Here is an 18441-nt window from a genome sequence, read left to right as displayed (position 1 = left end):
ATTTCAGGGCCGCAAGCCTTCCGCCAGGGCTGCGACCCAACCCTGGCGCTCCGCCTGCTCCAGCTCGGCGCCTGGATTCAGCGACGACCATTCCGGATGGGCGCGCGCCTTGCCCAGCACGGCCGGCAGCTTGCCCTCCTGCCACTGCCTTTCCTCCGGAGTGTCGACGCGCACTGCCTCGAAAGCCGCATGGCCGCGGGCGTCCAGCGCCGCCAGTAGCTGGCGTTGACGCAGGGCCAGCAGGCGCAGGATGGAGTCGTCCACGGTCAGTTCGCGTTGTCCCTTGATCTTGCCCAACAGCCGTTCGCCATAGTGACCGAAGGTCTGCCAGGCGCCGCCGGCTATGGCGCCGAGTGCCGCTGCGGCACCCAGCGTGAGGCCACCCACCAGCAAGTCGACACTTGCGCCAGCCGCCGCACCGGCAGCCATGCCGCCGCCCAGGCGCACACCCAGCTGTTTGAGCGTTTCCGGGTTGAATAGATCGTCGCCCCAACGGCCGCCTAGCAATGGCAGATCGCTGGTGGCGGCATCGTCCTGGGCGAATGCGTAAAGCCGCAGCAGTGCTTCCACGCAACGTTGCTCGCGCTGGCGCACCTGTTGGCGCAGTGTCTCGGTGGCGGCCTGCAGGGCAGCTTCCTGGGCCGGCACACTGCGGCGGCAGGCTGCGACGTCCAGCAACAGTTCAGCGATCAGTCGACTACCTGCCTCCAGGCGCAGGCGGCGTTGCGCCTGGTGATCCTCCACCAGTCGCTGCAACTGAGGGCGTGCTCGCTCGAGCAGGAGGGCCAGGCTGTCGTAGAGACGCTCCTCGCCATCCAGCGGCGGGGCCACGCTGTCGAAGCGTACCAGTGCATGCAGGCCAAGGCGGGCAAGGGCCTCGCGCCAATCGGCTTCGCGGTGGCTCTCGCTGGCGACAAAGTTCAGCACTGGCAGCAGCGGTCGTCCGCACATCGCGAGCACTGCCAGTTCATCGCGGTACTTGGCCAGCACCGGTTCGCGGGCATCAATCACATAGAGCCCGGCATCCGAGGTCAACAACTGGCGCAGCACCTTGGCTTCCTGCTCGAAGCGCTGGCGGGCTTCGCTGCCGTCGAGGAAACGGGCGAGACGTGCCGGGCCATCCAAGCGCTCGCCTGGGCGATCCAGTCGCTCCAGGTGATCCAGGAGGGCGATGGCGTCCTCCAGTCCCGGCGTGTCATACAGTTCCAGCAGCGGCTGGCCGTCCACTGACAGCCGCGCGCCCTCCACATGCCGGGTGGTGCTGGGTCGATGGGAGACCTCGCCAAACGAGCGATCACGCAGCAGGGTACGCAGCAACGAGGTCTTGCCAACGTTGGTGTGACCGACCACGGCGAGCTTCAACGGTTTAGTCATGGCCAGTCTCCAGCCATTGCAGGGGCGCACCCTGGGCATGGGGCAGGGACAGGCGGTCGAGTGCCTGGTGCCAGTCTTCCAGGCGTTGGCTATCAAGAGCGTCGCCGGCGGGTGGAGGGAGCAGCCAGATGCGGGTCTGACCCGCGCTGCGCGCAAGTTCGCCGATCAATGCCAGGGTGCCGCGATCCGGCGAGCGACGAGGATCGCAAGCTACTGCGAGGCGCTCAGGTGGAAAACGGCTGAGTTGGTCGAGCAGACGTTGGCGCTGCTCGCGGCTGTCCAGCACGCCGGCATCACCCACGCCCTTGGGCAGGGACGGCGGCCAGGGGCGGCGGTCATCCAGTTCGATCGCCACCAGCAGTGCACCCTGGCTGGCGCCATTCAGGCTGCCGGCGCGGGGTTCGACCTGCTCGGCGGGCGCGGCATCACAGACGCCCAGGCGCTCGCTGGCTGGCTGCAGACGTTCGCGTAGCAAGCTGTAGCCAGGCAGGCTGAGGTCGAGGCCAAGGCGCGCGCGCCCTTGCGACCAACGCCAGAAGCAGAATAGGCCCAGCAGCAGGCGCGGCAGCAGGCCGTAGGTGAAGGTGATCCCCAGGAGCCAGCCTGACCAGGCCTGACGCGCGGCTTCTTCGCTGACCACGGCACTACTGGCGCGGATGGTCGCGGCGTCCGGCAGGCTGAACCCGAGAAGGCTGGGAAGGGCGCCGAGGGCTTGGGTCAGGAAGACGAATGTATCGCTGCCGAGGATGGTGGTTTCCCAGACGAAACCATAGCGACGGGTCGCGAGCAGGAGCAGGAGCACCACCAGAGCGCTGCCCAGGGTCAGCAACCATGCTCCGTGCACCAGGGCGCCCAGTCCCCAGCGGGTCAGGCGCTGGCGCTGCAGCAGCAGGAGCAGCGCGGGAGCCAGGTGCGCAGCCTGGGCGTCGCGGGCGAGCTTGCCGCTTAGCCATAACCAGATGCGACCCAGCACGCTGGCGCTGTTGCCGAGGCAGAGCGACAGGGCCCAGCCGAGCAGCATCAGCAAGTGCAAGCCGAGCAGGCTGCCCAGGGCCCAGAACAGGTTGACCGGACGCTGGCCATCACCGAGTGCGGCAACGGCCAGGCCAGCACCGCTGATCAGCGCAAGCATCACCAGTAACAGGCCGGCGAGTCGTGCGCCCTGGCGCCAGTGCTGCAGGGCCGGGAGCTGCCCGTCGCGTTGGGCCAGCCAGAGGGCGCGGGCTTCGATGCGCGCCGCCAGATTTCCCCCTGCGGCATTGGCACGACGGTTTGCCTCTGAGTCTTCGAGAGGGCCGGCGTGTTCTTCGCGCAGGCGGATGGCCTCGGTCAGCCAGAGCCGGTCGAGGGCGGAGAGAGGAGGGAGGGAGGCTCGATTGGGTTCGCTCACGAAGGGCCTCTTGGCCAAGGGTGAGCACTGAGAATAACCGCTGAAGGCGGGCCCTTCATCAAGAGAAGGCCGGCACTGTGCGCCGGCCTATACCTGTCAGTGGCTGTGGGAACCTGCCGCCACTTTCACTCGGGGGGCTGTTGGCGCGTCGTGGTGGTCGTCGTGGTCGGTCACCACTTTCACTTCGTTGCCGTCGCAGTCATACAGCTTGCCGTCGCGGAAGTAATCACCCTCGTTCAGGGCGGCGACGTCCTGGTAGCGCAGGGTGCGTTCGTTGGCGGCGACGAATACCGACTGCTGGTCCGAGTTGCCGGCCTTCAGGTGGTTGAAGATCAGGTTCAGCAGGATCGCCATGATCGCGGCTGAGCTGATGCCGGAGTGGAAGATGGTTTCGAACCAGGCGGGGAAGTGGTGGTAGAAGGTCGGCGCGGCGATCGGGATCATGCCGAAGCCGATGGAGGTGGCGACGATGATCAGGTTCATGTTGTTGCGATAGTCCACCTGCGCCAGGGTACGGATGCCGGAGGCGGCCACGGTGCCGAACAGCACCACGCCTGCGCCACCCAGTACCGAAGTGGGGACAGCGGCGATCAGGCGGCCCATAACCGGCAACAGACCGAGGGTCACCAGGATCAGGCCGGCGGTGGCGACCACGTAGCGGCTCTTCACGCCGGTCACGGCTACCAGACCGACGTTCTGGGCGAAGGCGCTCTGGGTGAAGGAGCCGAACAGCGGGGCCAGCGAGCTGGAAATCATGTCGGCGCGCAGGCCGTTGCCGAGGCGCTTGGAGTCGACCTTGGTGCCGATGATCTCGCCCACGGCAAGAATGTCTGCGGAGGTCTCCACCAGGGTCACGATGATCACGATCAGCATCGACAGGATCGCCGCGATATGGAACTCCGGCATGCCGAAGTGCAGCGGCGAAGGCATGGCGACCAGCGGGCCTTCAAGCACCTTGGAGAAGTCCGCCATGCCGAAGAACACTGCCGCCACGGTGCCGATGATCATCGCCAGGAGGATGGACAGGCGCGAAATGCTGGCGCTGCCCAGTTTGCTCAGCAGCAGCACGGTTCCAAGGGTGAAGGCAGCCAGGCTTATGTTTGCCACGCTGCCGAATTCCGGCGACTGGCTGTTGCCGCCCATGGCCCAGCGTGCCGCGACGGGCATCAGGGTGAGGCCAATGGTGGTGATCACGATGCCGGTCACCAGTGGCGGGAAGAACTTGGTGATCCGTGAGAACACCGGGGTAATCAGCAGGCCTATCAGCGAGGCAGCGATTACCGCGCCCAGCACTGCGGGGATTCCACCGGCGCCGTCGCTGCCGATGATGGCGATCATGGTTGCCACACCAGCGAAGGACACGCCTTGCACCAGAGGCAGCTGACAGCCGAAGAAGGGGAGACCGATCGTTTGTAGCAAGGTGGCCAGGCCACCGGCGAACAGTGAGGCTGCGATCAGCAGGCCGATGTCTGCGGGCGAAAGCCCGGCAGCCTGGCCGATGATCAGGGGTACCGCGACAATTCCGCCGTACATGGTCAGCACATGCTGCAGACCGTAGGCGAGGTTGGCTCCAATGCCGAGGTTTTCATCTTCCGGTCGTTGCACCGGAGACGGACTTGCGGATGGGACTGTCATGGTGGGCTCTCGGTTTTGTTATTGTGCTGGCAACTGTAGACAATTAACCGGCCTATTGACTAGTGGTTTGTATACAATTTTTTAGGCAAGCTTTTTCGCCTATCTCCTGCGTTAATTCTTATAAAGGCGCCGAAATAAGTAGAATCAATCATTGACCATGTGGTCAGGAAAGTGATTGGCGACGAATGGAGGTCGCTCGTCGAACCATTCATTTTGGGGATGCATAGGCCGTGCCGGAAATGTGTGATTCGGGCGCCCATCCTCCGTTGGCTTTCTCTCACGGACGGCAGCCGGTATTCTCGCCGCCATGAAAAAGACCCTGCCCCTATGCCTGATTGCCGCCCTCGCGCAGAACCGCGTGATCGGTCGCGACAACCAACTGCCCTGGCACCTGCCGGCGGACCTCAAGCACTTCAAGGCCATGACCCTCGGCAAGCCGATCATCATGGGCCGCAAGACCTGGGACTCCCTTGGTCGCCCGCTGCCGGGCCGGCTCAATCTGGTGGTCAGCCGCCAGAGCTCTCTGGTGCTGGAAGGCGCGGAAGTCTTTCCGAGCCTGGAAGCTGCGATCGAACGCGCTGATGCCTGGGCGCGTGCGGAAGAGGCCGAGGAACTGATGCTGATCGGCGGCGCAGAACTCTATGCCCAGGGCCTGGTCCAGGCCGACCGCCTCTACCTGACTCGCGTTGAGCTGGCTCCGGAGGGCGATGCATTCTTCCCTGAAGTGTCGCAGCAGGACTGGCGCTTGGCCTCCAGCATCGAGCACGAGGCGACGACGGACACGCCGGCCTACGCCTTCGAGGTGTGGGAAAAGCGCTGAGGCCCCCGATCCTGTCCTGTGTGAGCGAATTCATTCGCGAAAGAATTTGCTCACACAGGTTATAGGACCAGCTCGCGAAGCTCCGCCCGAGCGTCATCGTCAATCAAGAGAAACCCCACCGACACTGGCAGCTTGAAACGGCGCGGGCCTGCGCTGCCTGGGTTCACGTGCAGTAATCCTGAATGCTCGTTGATCAGGGGTTTGTGCGAATGGCCAGTGACCACGACCCTGAAGCCGCGCTGGGCAAGGTCGTCAGGAATATCCGCCTGGTCATGCACCAAATAGATGCCGATCCCGCCCAGTTGAACCGCTTCCACCTTGCGAATGGCCTGCGCCCAGGGCCCCTCGTCGTTGTTGCCTCGCACGGCCGTCAGCGGCGCCAGCCCGGAAAGGGTGTCGAGTATTTCGGCTTTTCCGATGTCGCCAGCGTGGAGAATGTGGTCGCAGCCCTCCAGCGCCGCAAGCGCCTGCGGACGTAGCAGGCCGTGGGTGTCGGAGATCAGGCCGATACGGAGGGGCTTCATGGCATGGGCCTCGGCGGGAAACGAGGCCCATTCTGCATCACTCTTACGTGCGCGTGGTTTCTGGCAGGAACCAGTTCAGCAGCAGGGCGCAGAGACCGCCGGTGGCCACACCGGATTCGAGGATGTTGCGCAGTGCCGCCGGCATATGGGCGAGGAATTCCGGCACCTGCGACACGCCGAGACCCAGGGCGAGCGATACGGCGATGATCAGCAGCGCTCGGCGATCCAGGGTGGTGCCAGCGAGGATATTGATGCCGGAAGCGGCTACTGCACCGAACATCACCATGGCGGCGCCCCCCAGCACGGGTTCGGGAATGGCTTGCAGCACGCCAGCCACGGCCGGGAACAGGCCCAGCAACACCAGCATAAGAGCAATCCAGATGCCGATATGGCGGCTGGCGATGCCGGTGAGCTGGATCACGCCGTTGTTCTGGGCGAAGACTGAGCTAGGGAAGGTATTGAACAGGCCGGCAAGCAGGGAGTTGGCGCCGTTGACCAGCACGCCGCCCTTGATCCTTTGCATCCATAACGGGCCTTCCACCGGCTGGCGCGAAACCTTGCTGGTGGCGGTGACGTCACCGATGGCTTCAAGCGAAGTGACCAGGTAGATCACGAGCATCGGTACGAACAGTGACCAGGAGAACCCCAGGCCAAAGTGCAACGGTACCGGCACCTGCAGCAGCGGCGCGTCGTGCAGGCCGCTGAAATCGAGGCGGCCGAGCCAGGCGGCCAGGGCGTAGCCCGCCAGCAGTGCGATGACGATGGCGCAGCTGCGCATCCACACCAGCGGGATGCGGTTGAGCAGCAGGATCACGCCGAGCACGGTACCGGACAGCAGCAGGTTCTCGCCGTTGGCGAAGGTGCCGTTGGCCATCGCGCCGAAGCCGCCACCCATGCTGATCAGGCCCACCTTGATCAGGGTCAGGCCGATCATCAGCACGACGATACCGGTCACCAGCGGATTGATCAGTCGTTTGACGAAGGGCAGCACGCGGGAAATGCCCATTTCGACGAAGGCACCGGCCATTACCACGCCGAAGATAGCGGCCATCACTGCCTCAACCGGAGTGCCTTGCTTGACCATGAGTGCACCACCGGCGATCAGCGGGCCGACAAAGTTGAAGCTGGTGCCCTGGACGATCAACAGCCCGGCGCCGAACGGCCCGAAGCGCTTGCATTGAACGTAGGTGGCGATACCAGACACCACCAGGGACATGGAGACGATCAGGTTGGTATCCCGCGCCGACACGCCCAGCGCCTGGCAGATCAGCAGGCCAGGGGTGACGATGGGGACGATGATGGCCAGCAGGTGCTGCAGCGCGGCGAGCAGGGCGGCGACGGGGCGTGGCTTGTCTTCCAGGCCGTAGAGCAGCTCGTTGCGAGTCTCGGGGACGGGGGGCTTTTCCAGTGAAGTCATGGTGATCGACCGCAAAAAAGCGGCGATTCTACCTGAGTGGTCAGGTTTGGTGAGGGAGGCTGGATCTTGTGGGGGCAATTCATTGGTTATTTCTGCATTACGTGTTTCAAGCAGATGTACTGGCCGTAGGAGCTGACTTGCCAGCGAATGGCCCCGTTTCGCCGGCAAGCCAGCTCCTACAAGGTTCTTGACCCGATGGTAGATCTCTCGCAACCGCTAACGCCCGTTGGCGATTGAAATCGCCCCCACGGAAAGCAGAAAGCCCGGCGTATGGCCGGGCTTTCTACCATCTGCTACCAGGCTCAGCCGTCGAGCATCGACTTGTCGCGTACCGCGCCCTTGTCGGCGCTGGTGGCGAGCAGGGCGTAGGCTTTCAGCGCGGTGGTCACTTTGCGCGCACGCGGGGCGACCGGCTTCCAGCCTTTCTTGTCCTGTTCCACGCGGCGGGCGGCCAGTTCTTCATCCGAAACCAGCAGGTTGATGCTGCGGTTGGGGATGTCGATAAGGACCTTGTCGCCGTCCTGCACCAGGCCGATGGCGCCGCCTGCGGCGGCTTCCGGAGAGGCGTGGCCGATGGACAGGCCGGAGGTGCCACCGGAGAAGCGGCCGTCGGTGAGCAGGGCGCATTGCTTGCCCAGGCCCTTGGACTTCAGGTAGCTGGTCGGGTACAGCATTTCCTGCATGCCCGGGCCACCTTTCGGGCCTTCGTAGCGGATGATCACAATGTCGCCGGCCTTCACTTCGTCAGCGAGGATGCCTTTCACGGCGCTGTCCTGGCTTTCGAAGATCTTCGCGGTGCCTTCGAAGACATGGATGGACTCATCCACGCCAGCGGTTTTCACCACGCAGCCGTCGAGGGCGATGTTGCCGTAAAGGACAGCCAGGCCGCCTTCCTGGGAGTAGGCGTGCTCGACACTGCGGATGCAGCCTTCGGCGCGGTCGTCGTCCAGGGTGTCCCAGCGCGTGGACTGGCTGAAGGCAACCTGGGTGGGGATGCCGGCCGGGCCCGCCTTGAAGAAGGTGTGGACGGCTTCATCCTTGGTTTGGGTGATGTCCCACTGGGCGATGGCGTCGGCCATGCTCGGGCTGTGCACGGTGGCGACGTCGGTGTGCAGCAGGCCGCCACGGGCCAGTTCACCGAGAATCGAGAAGATGCCGCCGGCACGGTGCACGTCTTCCATGTGGTACTTCTGGATGTTCGGCGCCACCTTGCACAGCTGCGGGACCTTGCGGGACAGGCGATCGATGTCGCGCAGGTCGAACGCCACCTCGCCCTCCTGTGCTGCGGCCAGCAGGTGCAGGATGGTGTTGGTGGAGCCGCCCATGGCGATGTCCAGGGTCATGGCGTTCTCGAATGCCTTGAAGTTGGCGATGTTGCGCGGCAGCACACTGTCGTCGCCCTCGCCGTAGTAGCGCTGGCACAGCTCGACGGCCAGGCGGCCGGCGCGCAGGAACAGCTGCTCGCGGTCTGCGTGGGTGGCCAGGGTGGAGCCGTTGCCCGGCAGCGACAGGCCGAGGGCTTCGGTCAGGCAGTTCATGGAGTTGGCGGTGAACATGCCGGAGCAGGAACCGCAGGTCGGGCAGGCGCTGCGCTCGTACTCGGCGACCTTTTCGTCGGAGCAGGAATCGTCGGCCGCCACGACCATGGCGTCTACCAGGTCCAGGCCGTGGTTGGCCAGCTTGGTCTTGCCGGCTTCCATTGGGCCACCTGAGACGAAGACCACCGGGATGTTCAGGCGCAGGGCGGCCATCAGCATGCCGGGGGTGATCTTGTCGCAGTTGGAAATGCAGACGATGGCGTCGGCGCAGTGAGCGTTGACCATGTATTCCACGGAGTCGGCGATGATCTCGCGGCTCGGCAGGGAATAGAGCATGCCGTCGTGGCCCATGGCGATGCCGTCGTCTACGGCGATGGTGTTGAATTCCTTCGCCACACCGCCGTGCTTCTCGATCTCGCGGGCGACCAGCTGGCCCAGGTCTTTCAGGTGCACATGGCCGGGCACGAACTGGGTGAAGGAGTTGGCGATGGCAATGATCGGCTTCTTGAAGTCCTCGTCCTTCATCCCGGTGGCGCGCCACAGGGCACGAGCGCCAGCCATGTTGCGGCCGTGGGTGGAGGTTTTCGAGCGGTAATCGGGCATGACGGTTTCCTGCGGCTAATCAGGTGTCTGTAAGAGTCTCATCGTGAGCGCGGAACATACCGGATGCAAACGGCAGATGGCCATTCGGTCGGTGGTGGCCGGAAGGCGGGGCGGGGTCACCGCTCGCTCGGCCGGGGCTCACTGGCCCGCCGGAGGATGGTTGGCGAGGAATTGCCCGATTCTACGCCGGGCCTGGCCGGCAGGGAAAGGCTGGCGGTCGGGCCGGCGCAGCGGCCGGCCCAGTGCCGGGCAGAGGTGCTTAGCTGTTGGGCAGCAGGCGAACGGTCAGGCTCTTGATGTAGCGGGTCTCGACGATGGCCGGGTGCACCGGGTGGTCCGGGCCCTGGCCTCCGCGCTCCAGCAGCTGGATATTGCGGTCCAGGTGACGGGCGCTGTTGAGCAGGATGTTCTGCAGGTCGTCTTCCGGCAGGTGCATGGAGCAGGAGGCGCTGACCAGGATGCCGTCCTTGTTCAGCAGGCGCATGGCTTGCTCGTTGAGGCGGCGATAGGCGGCCTCGCCGTTCTTCAGGTCCTTCTTGCGCTTGATGAAGGCCGGCGGGTCGGCGACGACCACGTCGAAGCGCTCTTCGGCGGCTTTCAGTTCCTTGAGGGCTTCGAACACGTCACCTTCCACGCAGGTAACCTGCTCAGCCACGCCATTGAGGGTGGCGTTGCGCTCTACACCGTCGAGGGCGAAACCGGAGGCGTCGACGCAGAACACTTCGCTGGCGCCGAAGGCTGCAGCCTGCACGCCCCAGCCGCCGATGTAGCTGAACAGGTCGAGTACGCGCTTGCCTTTGACGTAGGGCGCCAGGCGTGCACGGTTCATGCGGTGGTCATAGAACCAGCCGGTCTTCTGGCCTTCCATCACCGGGGCCTCGAACTTCACGCCATTCTCTTCCAGGGCGACCCACTCGGGCACCACGCCGAAGGCGGTGTCCACGTAACGCTCCAGGCCTTCGGCTTCACGCGCGCTGGAGTCGTTCTTCCAGAGCACACCGCGCGGCTTGAGGACTTGCACCAGGGCGTCGAGCACGGCGGCCTTGTTGCGCTCCATGGCGGCGGAGGCGAGCTGCACCACCAGGTGATCGCCGAAGCGGTCCACCACCAGGCCCGGCAGCAGGTCGGAGTCGCCGTAGACCAGGCGGTAGAAGGGCTTGTCGAAAAGACGCTCGCGCAGGCTCAGGGCGACGTTGATGCGGTGCACCAGCAGGGACTTGTCCAGGGTGTGCTTGGTGTCGCGGGATACCAGGCGAGCGCAGATCAGGTTGTTCGGAGAGATGGCGACAACGCCCAGGGGTTTGCCGCCAGCGGCTTCGAGGATGGCCTGGTCACCCGGCTGAAAGAGGTTCAGCGGGGTGGCGACCACGTCCACTTCGTTGCTGTAGACCCACAGGTGGCCGGCGCGCAGGCGTCGATCGGCATTGGCTTTGAGGCGCAGGCTGGGCAGGGACATGTGTCGCTCTCCGGAAAAAGGCGGGGATTATACCCCAGCCCGTGCGGGCTCCGGGGGCCGCCCGGCGGTGCCATGGGCGACCTGGCACGATGGTCGGAAAATCGCCGGAAATCCCGCGCAAACGGCAGGTGCAACCGGGTAGACTGTCGATTCGGTCAAACTTCCCCCCCATTCCCATGGCTCAAGAACTATCCGCAGATCAGATCCGTCAGGTCCTGCAGGGCATCAGCGTGCCGCCGCAGCCGCAGATCATGGTCGACCTGCAAATGGAGCAGGTCATGCCGACCCCGGACCTGAAATCCATCGCCCGCCTGATCAGCCAGGACCCGGGCCTGTCCGGTGCGTTGCTGAAGATCGTCAATTCACCCTTTTTCGGCCTGACCAACCGCATTGCCTCGATCCAGCAGGCGGTGAATCTGCTGGGCTGCAACACGGTGATCAACCTGATCAACGCGCAGTCGATCAAGGGCGAGATGACCGATGAGACCATCGTTACGCTGAACCGCTTCTGGGACACCGCCCAGGACGTGGCCATGACCAGCCTGACCCTGGCCAAGCGCATCGGCTACCAGTCCGCCGACGAAGCCTACGCGCTCGGCCTGTTCCACAATTGCGGCATCCCGCTGATGCTCAAGCGCTTCCCGGACTACATGATGGTGCTGGAGGAGGCCTACGCCAGCGCAGGCCCCGAGCGCCGCGTGGTGGACACCGAGAACCGCCTGCTGAACACCAACCACGCCGTGGTCGGTTATTTCACTGCGCGCTCATGGCGCCTGCCGGAACACCTCTGCGAAGCCATCGCCAACCATCACAACGCCCTGTCGATCTTCACCGACGACTCCGGGCGCGATGCCCAGCTCAAGACCCTGCTGGCCATCCTGAAGATGGCGGAGCACATCTGCGCCTCGCATCTGGTGCTGGGTAACCAGGCGGAGGATTACGAGTGGATGAGCATCCGCTCCCAGGTGCTGGACTATGTCGGGTTGTCGGAGTACGACTTCGAGAACCTCAAGGAAAGCATCCGCGAGCTTGGCGTTAGCTGAGTCGCGCCGAGTACCGAGATTCAGATGCCTGAACTACCCGAAGTCGAAACGACCCGCCGCGGCATCGCGCCCTTCCTCGAAGGCCAGCGCGTCAGCCGGGTGATCGTGCGTGAGCGCCGCCTGCGCTGGCCGATTCCCGAAGACCTGGATATGCGCCTGTCCGGCCAGCGCATCCTGCATGTGGAGCGCCGTGCCAAGTACCTGTTGCTGCAGGCCGAAGTCGGCACCCTGATCAGCCACCTCGGCATGTCCGGCAGCCTGCGCCTGGTGGAGGCTGGGTTGGTCGCGGCCAAGCACGAGCATGTGGATATCGAGTTGGAGTCGGGCATGGCCCTGCGCTACACCGACCCACGCCGCTTCGGCGCGCTGCTTTGGAGCGATGACCCACTGAACCACGAGCTGTTGCGCCACCTGGGGCCGGAGCCGCTGACTGGCCTGTTCGACGGCGAGCGCCTGTTCCAGCTGTCCCGTGGCCGCAGCATGGCGGTGAAACCCTTCATCATGGACAACGCCGTGGTGGTCGGGGTCGGCAACATCTACGCCAGCGAGGCGCTGTTCGCCGCCGGAATCGACCCGCGCCGCGAAGCGGGCTCCATCTCGCGGGCCCGCTACCTGAAGCTGGCCGAGGAAATCAAACGCATCCTTGCGCAGGCCATCGAGTGTGGTGGCACTACCCTGCGCGACTTTGTCGGCGGCGACGGCAAACCGGGCTACTTCCAGCAGGAGTTGTTCGTCTACGGCCGTGCTGGCGAGTTCTGCAAGCAGTGCGGCTCGACCTTGCGGGAAATCCGCCTGGGCCAGCGCGCCAGCGTCTATTGTCCGCGCTGCCAACGCTAATCCCTCGCCGGGTCGCGAGACTCGGCGTCGAGCATTCCTAGAACAAGAAAAGAAGTCTGTCCTATGTACGGTAATTACCTGCCCCGCAATCCCTTTGCCGAGGCGATTGGCCACGGCGTGCTGCGTCTGATGGGCTGGCGTATCGAGGGGCGCCTGCCACCCCTCGACAAGTTCGTGATCATCGGCGCCCACCACACTTCCAACTGGGACTTCGTGTTGTTCCTCGCAGTGAAGTTCGTGCTGCGTCTGAATGCCCGCTGGTTCGGCAAGCACACCATCTTCCGCTGGCCCTTCGCCGGGCTGCTGCAACGCTGGGGAGGCGTGCCGATCCATCGGCATCTCAAGCTGAACATGGTGGATCAAGCGGTGGAGCGCTTCCGCGAGAATCGCGAGTTCATGCTGGTGATCTCGCCGGAAGGCACCCGCAAACGCGTGGATCGCTGGAAAATGGGCTTCTACCACATCGCTTGCGGCGCCGGAGTGCCTATAGTCCCGGCTGCCCTGGACTACGCCAATCGCCGGGTGGTGATCGGCGAGCCGTTCTACCCCACGGGTGACGAGCACGCCGATCTGCGCCAGTTGCTGACCTTCTACCGCCCTTACGTGCCGAAAAAACCCGACTACGCTTTCAATGGCGATTGAAGGCCGTCACGCTGCCAATGTGCCATGCGCTGTTATAGTTTTTCGTACACCACTATCTGAAGGATCGCCCGTATGAACCTGCTCCGCACAACCGCTGCTGTCCTGGCGCTGACCACTGGCCTGCTGGCGCTGCCGGCTCACGCGGAAGTGGTTCAGGAAAACACCAGCGGTGACCCGATGTACACAGCCAATGCTCCCACCGGTTACAGCATGGCCGGCGATATCATCATCGCCCGCCCGCTGCTGATCGGCGCCACCGTGATCGGTGCGGGCCTGTTCATCATCAGCCTGCCGTTCTCCGCGCTGGGCGGTAATGTCGGCGAGGCGGCCAATGCGCTGGTCGTCGAGCCGGGCAGAGAAGCCTTCGTGCGCTGCCTGGGCTGCACGATCAGTGGCTACAAGCACGACTGATTCCTTCCCCCGACTCCATTGCGACGGCCCCTTTCGGGGCCGTCGGCGTTTTCGGGCGCCATGCGGGTTGCCGTCAGACGACTGTATCGGGTAATAGCTGAGCCCTGTCTGGTGAAGGAATACCGCCCGTGAAGCACAACTCGCGCATCATCCTGCTTGCCCTGGCTACTGTCGGGCTGGCATTGAGTTTCTGGTTCAGTTCCGGCTGGCTGGAGCTCTGCGCCGGCCTTGCGCTGTTCCTGTTCGGGATGCAGTGCCTGGAAGAGGGGCTGCGCCAGCTGGCCGGCAGCAAGCTCGAGCAACTACTGGCCAGCAGCACCGCCACCTCCTTCAAGGGGCTGATGTTCGGCATCTGCGGCACCTTGCTGTTGCAGTCCAGCACGCTGGTATCGCTGCTCACCATCGCCTTCATCAGTGCCGGGCTGATCCAGCTCGCCGGCGGTATCGCCATCCTCTTCGGTGCCAACTTGGGGGCTACCAGTGGTATCTGGCTGCTGGCCTTGGCGGGGCAGAACCTCAGCCTGAGCCCGCTGGCGTTGCCGCTGCTGGTCTTCGGCGTGCTCGGTGGTTTCCTCGGCGAGAAGAGCAAGGCGGCCGGGCGCATCGTCCTCGGAATTGCCTTCATCTTCCTCGGCATCGACCAGATCAAGGACGGCTTCGCCAGCTTCGGCGACGGCCTCGACCTCACCGCCTTCCAGGCCGACGGGCTGATGGGAAGCTTGCTGTTCGCTTTGGTGGGGCTGCTGGTGACCGTGGTACTGCAATCCAGCCATGCCACGCTGATGCTGACGCTGGCGGCCCTGGCCGGTGGTCAGCTGGAGCTGGCCCAGGCTTTCGCCATTGCCATCGGCTCCAACGTCGGCAGCAGCGTCACCACCGCCTTCGTCGGCTCCCTTGGCGGAAACCGCAGTGGACAACGGCTGGCGTTGGCCCACGTGTTGTTCAACGTAGTTACCTGCACCTTGGCTTTCATCCTGCTGGGGCCGTTGAGCTTGATGGTCGATCGGATCGCCGGCATCACCGGGCTGGGCGACAACGAGCTGATCCAGCTGGCCATGTTCCACAGCCTTATCAACGCCATGGGTGTGCTGCTGTTCTGGCCGCTGCAAGAACGCCTCGCTTACTGGCTGGTGCGCTGGTTGCCGGAACGCGAAGAGCCCCAGGTGCTGATCACCGAGCTGGCTGTCGGGCCGGAGGAACTGCTGCGTACCCGCGCGCGCTACCTCAACGAGCGCGCCCTGGATTCGGTGGATGCCGCTGCCAGCGCCGTGGTGCGCGAACTGCGCCACCTCGGTCGCTTGAGCATGGAAGTGATCTGCCACGCGCTTTACCTGCCGGTGGACCAACTGGCAAAGGCGCAAGGCGATGAGCGCCTGCTGCAGGCTCGGCCGGAGCGCCATCATCTGGACGCCGAAGCGCTCTACCAGCGGCATATCAAAGGTGTGTATGGCGACCTGCTGAGCTTCATGGGGCGGCTCGATCTGCCTCTGGATGAGGCACACCAACAGTTCTGGGTCAGTTGCCAGCTGGCCGCGCTGCAACTGGTGGATGCGGTGAAGGATGCCAAGCACCTGCAGAAGAACCTCGGGCGTTACCTGGACCAGGAGCCTGCTCCCCTTCGTGATGCCTATGTGGACCTGCGCCGCCACTTGCTGGCGATGCTCCATGAGCTGCGCGAGCTGGGCCGCTCCGACCTGCCGGAAGAGGCATGGAACGAGCGTCTGGGTTGGCTGGACGAGCAGGCCGCGACCTTCGATGGCAGCTTCCGTACCCGGCTGTTCAATTCAGTGCGCAAAGGTGAACTGGATGGCCTGATGACCAGTTCCCTAATGAACGATCTGGGATATGCGAGCCGGATTTTCCAGAGCCTGCGAAATGTGCTGATGCTGGGTGAAGGGCAGTTGCTGTTCCGCGAGCTGCGACGGCTGGAACAGGATGAAGAGTCACTGATCGTGCTGGACGGCGATCGTCCGTAAGGTGTGCGGTGAGTGCCGGTATACCGTGCAATGCCTGGAGGCGGAGCGCCCGTAGGTTGGTGCAGGGCGCAGCGAAGCCCAACGATGCCAGGCCTCGGCCTTGCGTGTTGGGCCTCGCGGACTCGGCGCCAACCTACAGTAGGGGCGAATGAATTCGCTCCTACTTGATCTGCTCGATTTCGAGTATTTCAGAGAGGCCCAGCCCGCGCGGATCGCTGGCGGCTTCGAGGTTGCCCTTGGCCTTGTTCCAGAACAGCACCTGCTGATTGCCGTAGTTGCGTTCCAGCGGCTTGAGGCTGTAGCCGCGGGCGCGCAGTTCGGCGATTTCGCTGCTGCTGAAGGCGCCGGGCTCGTGCTCGATCTGGTCCGGCAGGTACTGGTGGTGATAGCGCGCCACCGCCGGCCAGCGGTTCACTGGCTGACCGTCCAGGTACTCCAGCACCGACAACAGCACCATGCTGGGAATCCGGCTGCCACCTGGAGTGCCGAACGCGGCGAACTCCTCTTCGCTCTCGATGAAGGTCGGGCTCATGGACGACAGTGGGCGTTTTCCCGAACCCACAGCATTGGCCTGGCTGGCGGCGAGTCCATAGGCGTTGGCACCTTCGGGGTTCGCGGCGAAGTCGTCCATCTCGTCGTTCAGCAACACGCCGGTGCCGGGCACGGTGAAGGCGGCGCCGAAGGGCAGGTTGATGGACAGGGTGGCGGCCACTGCGTTGCCATCCTTGTCGATGACTGCGAAGTGAGTAGTGTGGTCACCCTCGCGCCACGGCGGTGATGGCGGCAGGCTGCTGCTCGGGGTAGCACGGCGGGCATCGATACCTTTGGCGAGGTCTTTCAGGTAGCCGACATCGAGCAGCCGGGCCTGTGGAATCGCGACGAAATCCGGATCGCCGAGCAGCCCACGGTCGCGGTACGCGCGGCGCAGTACCTCTACCACGTAGTGGGTGCGCTGTACGCGCTCGGCCTTGCGCCACGGCAGTTCCTGCAGCATGGCCAGGCTCTGGGCCAGGGCGATGCCGCCGGCCGAGGGCGGCGGGGCGCCGATCAGCTCACGGCCATCGGCAAGGCGGAAGCGAATCGGCTGGCGTTCCACGGTCTGGTATTCGGCCAGGTCGCGCAGGCTCCAGATGCCGCCGGCGGCGTTCACACCTTGCACCAGCTTCTCCGCGGTGGGGCCGCTATAGAACCCGGCCTTGCCATAACGGGCGATGCGCTCGAGGGTGTTGCCCAGCTCCGGCTGGCGCAGCAGGCTGAATTCCTCCGGGATTTCACCCTTGTGGTCGAGGAACAGGCGCGCCGTCTCCCGGTCGTCGCGCATGGACGACAGCCGCCAGGAGGCGCGTTCGCGGTAGATGCGATCCACCGAAATGCCGTCGCGAGCCAGGCGGATGGCCGGTGTCAGGCTGTCGGCCAGCGGCAGGCGGCCGTAGCGGCTGGCGAGGTCCACGAGGGCGGCAGGCAGGCCGGGAATTGCGGCGGCCAGCGGGCCGTCCAGGGACAGGGCCGGATCGACCTTTCCGTCGCGGACGTACAGGCGCGCGTTCGCGGCCAGCGGCGCGCGTTCGCGGGCATCGAGGAAGCGGTAGGCGGGTTTTTCGCCCCCCTGACGGAGCAGGAAGAATCCACCGCCGCCCAGGCCTGAACCGTAAGGTTCGGCGACTGCCAGGGCGGCGCTGATGGCCACCGCGGCATCGAAGGCGTTGCCGCCCTGGGCCAGGGTTTCCAGGCCTGCCACGGTGGCTGACGGATGCGGCGTGGCGACTGCCGCGCGGCCAGGCTCGGCAGCTTGGGAAATGCCCGCGAGCAGAAGCAGCGACGCCAGCAACGCGCCACGATAGGAGCCGCGTACCGGGCGGCCCATGGGTCAGGCCTTGCCGGTGAGCTTCAGGTACTTCTGCATCAGCTCATCCTTGCTTTCGACATGGGTTTCGTCGAGCGGAATGCAATCGACGGGGCAGACCTGTTGGCACTGGGGTTCGTCGTAGTGGCCGACGCATTCGGTGCACAGGTTGGGATCGATCACGTAGATCTCTTCGCCCTGGGAGATCGCGCCATTCGGGCACTCGGGTTCGCAGACGTCGCAATTGATGCAGTCGTCGGTGATCTTGAGGGACATGGGAACAACTCCTGCCGTCGCCAGGCAGCGGCGGCCTTGAACAGAAAATAGCGGAATTGTGCCGGATTGCCGCGATCGGCGCACGCGCCGATCGCCATGGTTCAGGGCCGGCCCTGGCGAGCCTTCAGTATCAGCGCTTGAAACGCTCGGCCAATGCCGCCGCGACGGCCGGATGGACGAACTTGCTGATATCGCCGCCCAGGGCCGCTATTTCACGTACCAGGGTGGAGGAGATGAAGGAATACCGTTCCGACGGGGTGAGGAACATGCTCTCCACATCCGGCGCCAACTGGCGGTTCATGTTGGCCAGTTGGAATTCGTACTCGAAGTCGGATACCGCGCGCAGGCCACGCAGGAAGACATTGGCGTTCTGCTCCTTGACGAAATGCGCCAGCAGGGTGGAGAAGCCCACCACTTCGACGTTCGGCAGGTGTTTGGTGACTTCGCGCGCCAGCTCCACACGCTGCTCCAGGCTGAACAGCGGATTCTTCTTCGGGCTCGCGGCAACGGCGATGATCACGGTATCGAACAGGCGCGAGGCGCGTTCGATCAGATCGCCATGACCCTTGGTGATGGGGTCGAAAGTGCCCGGATACAACACTCGGTTCATCGCGACGTCCTGGCAGGGGACCGAAAGGGAATCGGATGGTAGCGCA

Annotated in this window: 16 protein-coding genes; 6 read left to right on the top strand and 10 right to left on the bottom strand. The window is 64.5% G+C overall.

The annotated features are described in order from the left end of the window. Positions 1-3 precede the first annotated feature (3 nt). The 3 genes from E8E75_RS10170 to E8E75_RS10160 all read right to left on the bottom strand — a co-directional run bounded on the left by E8E75_RS10170 (position 4) and on the right by E8E75_RS10160 (position 4399). Complete coding sequence (locus E8E75_RS10170) at positions 4-1374, bottom strand: GTPase/DUF3482 domain-containing protein (RefSeq protein WP_153918685.1); 1371 nt, start codon at positions 1372-1374, stop codon at positions 4-6. Beyond that, on the bottom strand, positions 1367-2764 hold the full coding sequence (locus E8E75_RS10165) for a DUF2868 domain-containing protein (RefSeq protein WP_280358654.1): 1398 nt from the start codon (positions 2762-2764) through the stop codon (positions 1367-1369). The genes E8E75_RS10170 and E8E75_RS10165 overlap by 8 nt, the downstream gene beginning before the upstream one ends. 96 nt (positions 2765-2860) lie before the next feature. Beyond that, positions 2861-4399, bottom strand: a complete 1539-nt coding sequence (locus tag E8E75_RS10160) for a nucleobase:cation symporter-2 family protein (protein ID WP_120653626.1) — start codon at positions 4397-4399, stop codon at positions 2861-2863. A gap of 307 nt (positions 4400-4706) precedes the next feature. Between E8E75_RS10160 and E8E75_RS10155 the strand changes: the two genes are divergently transcribed. Beyond that, on the top strand, positions 4707-5219 hold the full coding sequence (locus E8E75_RS10155) for a dihydrofolate reductase (RefSeq protein ID WP_120653625.1): 513 nt from the start codon (positions 4707-4709) through the stop codon (positions 5217-5219). Positions 5220-5278: 59 nt separating this feature from the next. Here E8E75_RS10155 and E8E75_RS10150 read toward each other — a convergent pair whose 3' ends face one another. The 4 genes from E8E75_RS10150 to E8E75_RS10135 form a co-directional block, all read right to left on the bottom strand. After that, a complete protein-coding gene (locus E8E75_RS10150) occupies positions 5279-5743 on the bottom strand; it encodes a metallophosphoesterase family protein (protein ID WP_153918689.1) in 465 nt (154 codons plus the stop codon). Positions 5744-5786: 43 nt separating this feature from the next. Continuing rightward, the gene (locus tag E8E75_RS10145; RefSeq protein ID WP_120653623.1) at positions 5787-7160 is read right to left on the bottom strand and encodes a nucleobase:cation symporter-2 family protein; all 1374 of its coding nucleotides are present in this window, start codon (positions 7158-7160) and stop codon (positions 5787-5789) included. A 302-nt stretch (positions 7161-7462) separates the two neighbouring features. Further along, positions 7463-9301: a dihydroxy-acid dehydratase gene (ilvD, locus tag E8E75_RS10140; protein ID WP_153918691.1), complete on the bottom strand. Its 1839-nt coding sequence runs from the start codon at positions 9299-9301 to the stop codon at positions 7463-7465. Between the two features lie 259 nt (positions 9302-9560). Next, positions 9561-10757: a class I SAM-dependent rRNA methyltransferase gene (locus tag E8E75_RS10135; RefSeq protein ID WP_153918693.1), complete on the bottom strand. Its 1197-nt coding sequence runs from the start codon at positions 10755-10757 to the stop codon at positions 9561-9563. A 230-nt stretch (positions 10758-10987) separates the two neighbouring features. On the opposite strand from E8E75_RS10135, the gene E8E75_RS10130 reads away from it, so the two are divergent. The 5 genes from E8E75_RS10130 to E8E75_RS10110 all read left to right on the top strand — a co-directional run bounded on the left by E8E75_RS10130 (position 10988) and on the right by E8E75_RS10110 (position 15666). Continuing rightward, the gene (locus E8E75_RS10130) at positions 10988-11800 is read left to right on the top strand and encodes an HDOD domain-containing protein (protein ID WP_162945905.1); all 813 of its coding nucleotides are present in this window, start codon (positions 10988-10990) and stop codon (positions 11798-11800) included. A gap of 24 nt (positions 11801-11824) precedes the next feature. Next, positions 11825-12637, top strand: a complete 813-nt coding sequence (gene mutM / locus E8E75_RS10125) for a bifunctional DNA-formamidopyrimidine glycosylase/DNA-(apurinic or apyrimidinic site) lyase (RefSeq protein ID WP_153918695.1) — start codon at positions 11825-11827, stop codon at positions 12635-12637. A 63-nt stretch (positions 12638-12700) separates the two neighbouring features. After that, a complete protein-coding gene (locus E8E75_RS10120; protein ID WP_153918697.1) occupies positions 12701-13279 on the top strand; it encodes a lysophospholipid acyltransferase family protein in 579 nt (192 codons plus the stop codon). Between the two features lie 72 nt (positions 13280-13351). Then, positions 13352-13690 carry a multidrug transporter gene (locus E8E75_RS10115; protein WP_153918699.1) on the top strand — a complete coding sequence of 113 codons (339 nt, stop codon included), beginning with the start codon at positions 13352-13354 and terminating at the stop codon, positions 13688-13690. A 128-nt stretch (positions 13691-13818) separates the two neighbouring features. Further along, positions 13819-15666 carry a Na/Pi symporter gene (locus E8E75_RS10110; protein WP_280358650.1) on the top strand — a complete coding sequence of 616 codons (1848 nt, stop codon included), beginning with the start codon at positions 13819-13821 and terminating at the stop codon, positions 15664-15666. Positions 15667-15826: 160 nt separating this feature from the next. On the opposite strand, the gene ggt is transcribed toward E8E75_RS10110, so the two are convergent. The 3 genes from ggt to coaD form a co-directional block, all read right to left on the bottom strand. Further along, complete coding sequence (gene ggt, locus E8E75_RS10105) at positions 15827-17530, bottom strand: gamma-glutamyltransferase (RefSeq protein ID WP_153918701.1); 1704 nt, start codon at positions 17528-17530, stop codon at positions 15827-15829. 3 nt (positions 17531-17533) lie between these two features. Next, a complete protein-coding gene (locus tag E8E75_RS10100) occupies positions 17534-17785 on the bottom strand; it encodes a YfhL family 4Fe-4S dicluster ferredoxin (protein ID WP_028629061.1) in 252 nt (83 codons plus the stop codon). Between the two features lie 130 nt (positions 17786-17915). Continuing rightward, positions 17916-18395 (bottom strand): pantetheine-phosphate adenylyltransferase, encoded by a 480-nt coding sequence (gene coaD, locus E8E75_RS10095; protein WP_028629060.1) that lies wholly within the window; start codon positions 18393-18395, stop codon positions 17916-17918. Positions 18396-18441 lie beyond the last annotated feature (46 nt).

Origin of the sequence: Pseudomonas sp. BN606 (assembly GCF_029873115.1) — a bacterium.
In the GTDB taxonomy this organism is placed as follows: Bacteria; Pseudomonadota; Gammaproteobacteria; order Pseudomonadales; family Pseudomonadaceae; genus Metapseudomonas.
This window is presented reverse-complemented; position numbering and strand designations above follow the sequence as displayed.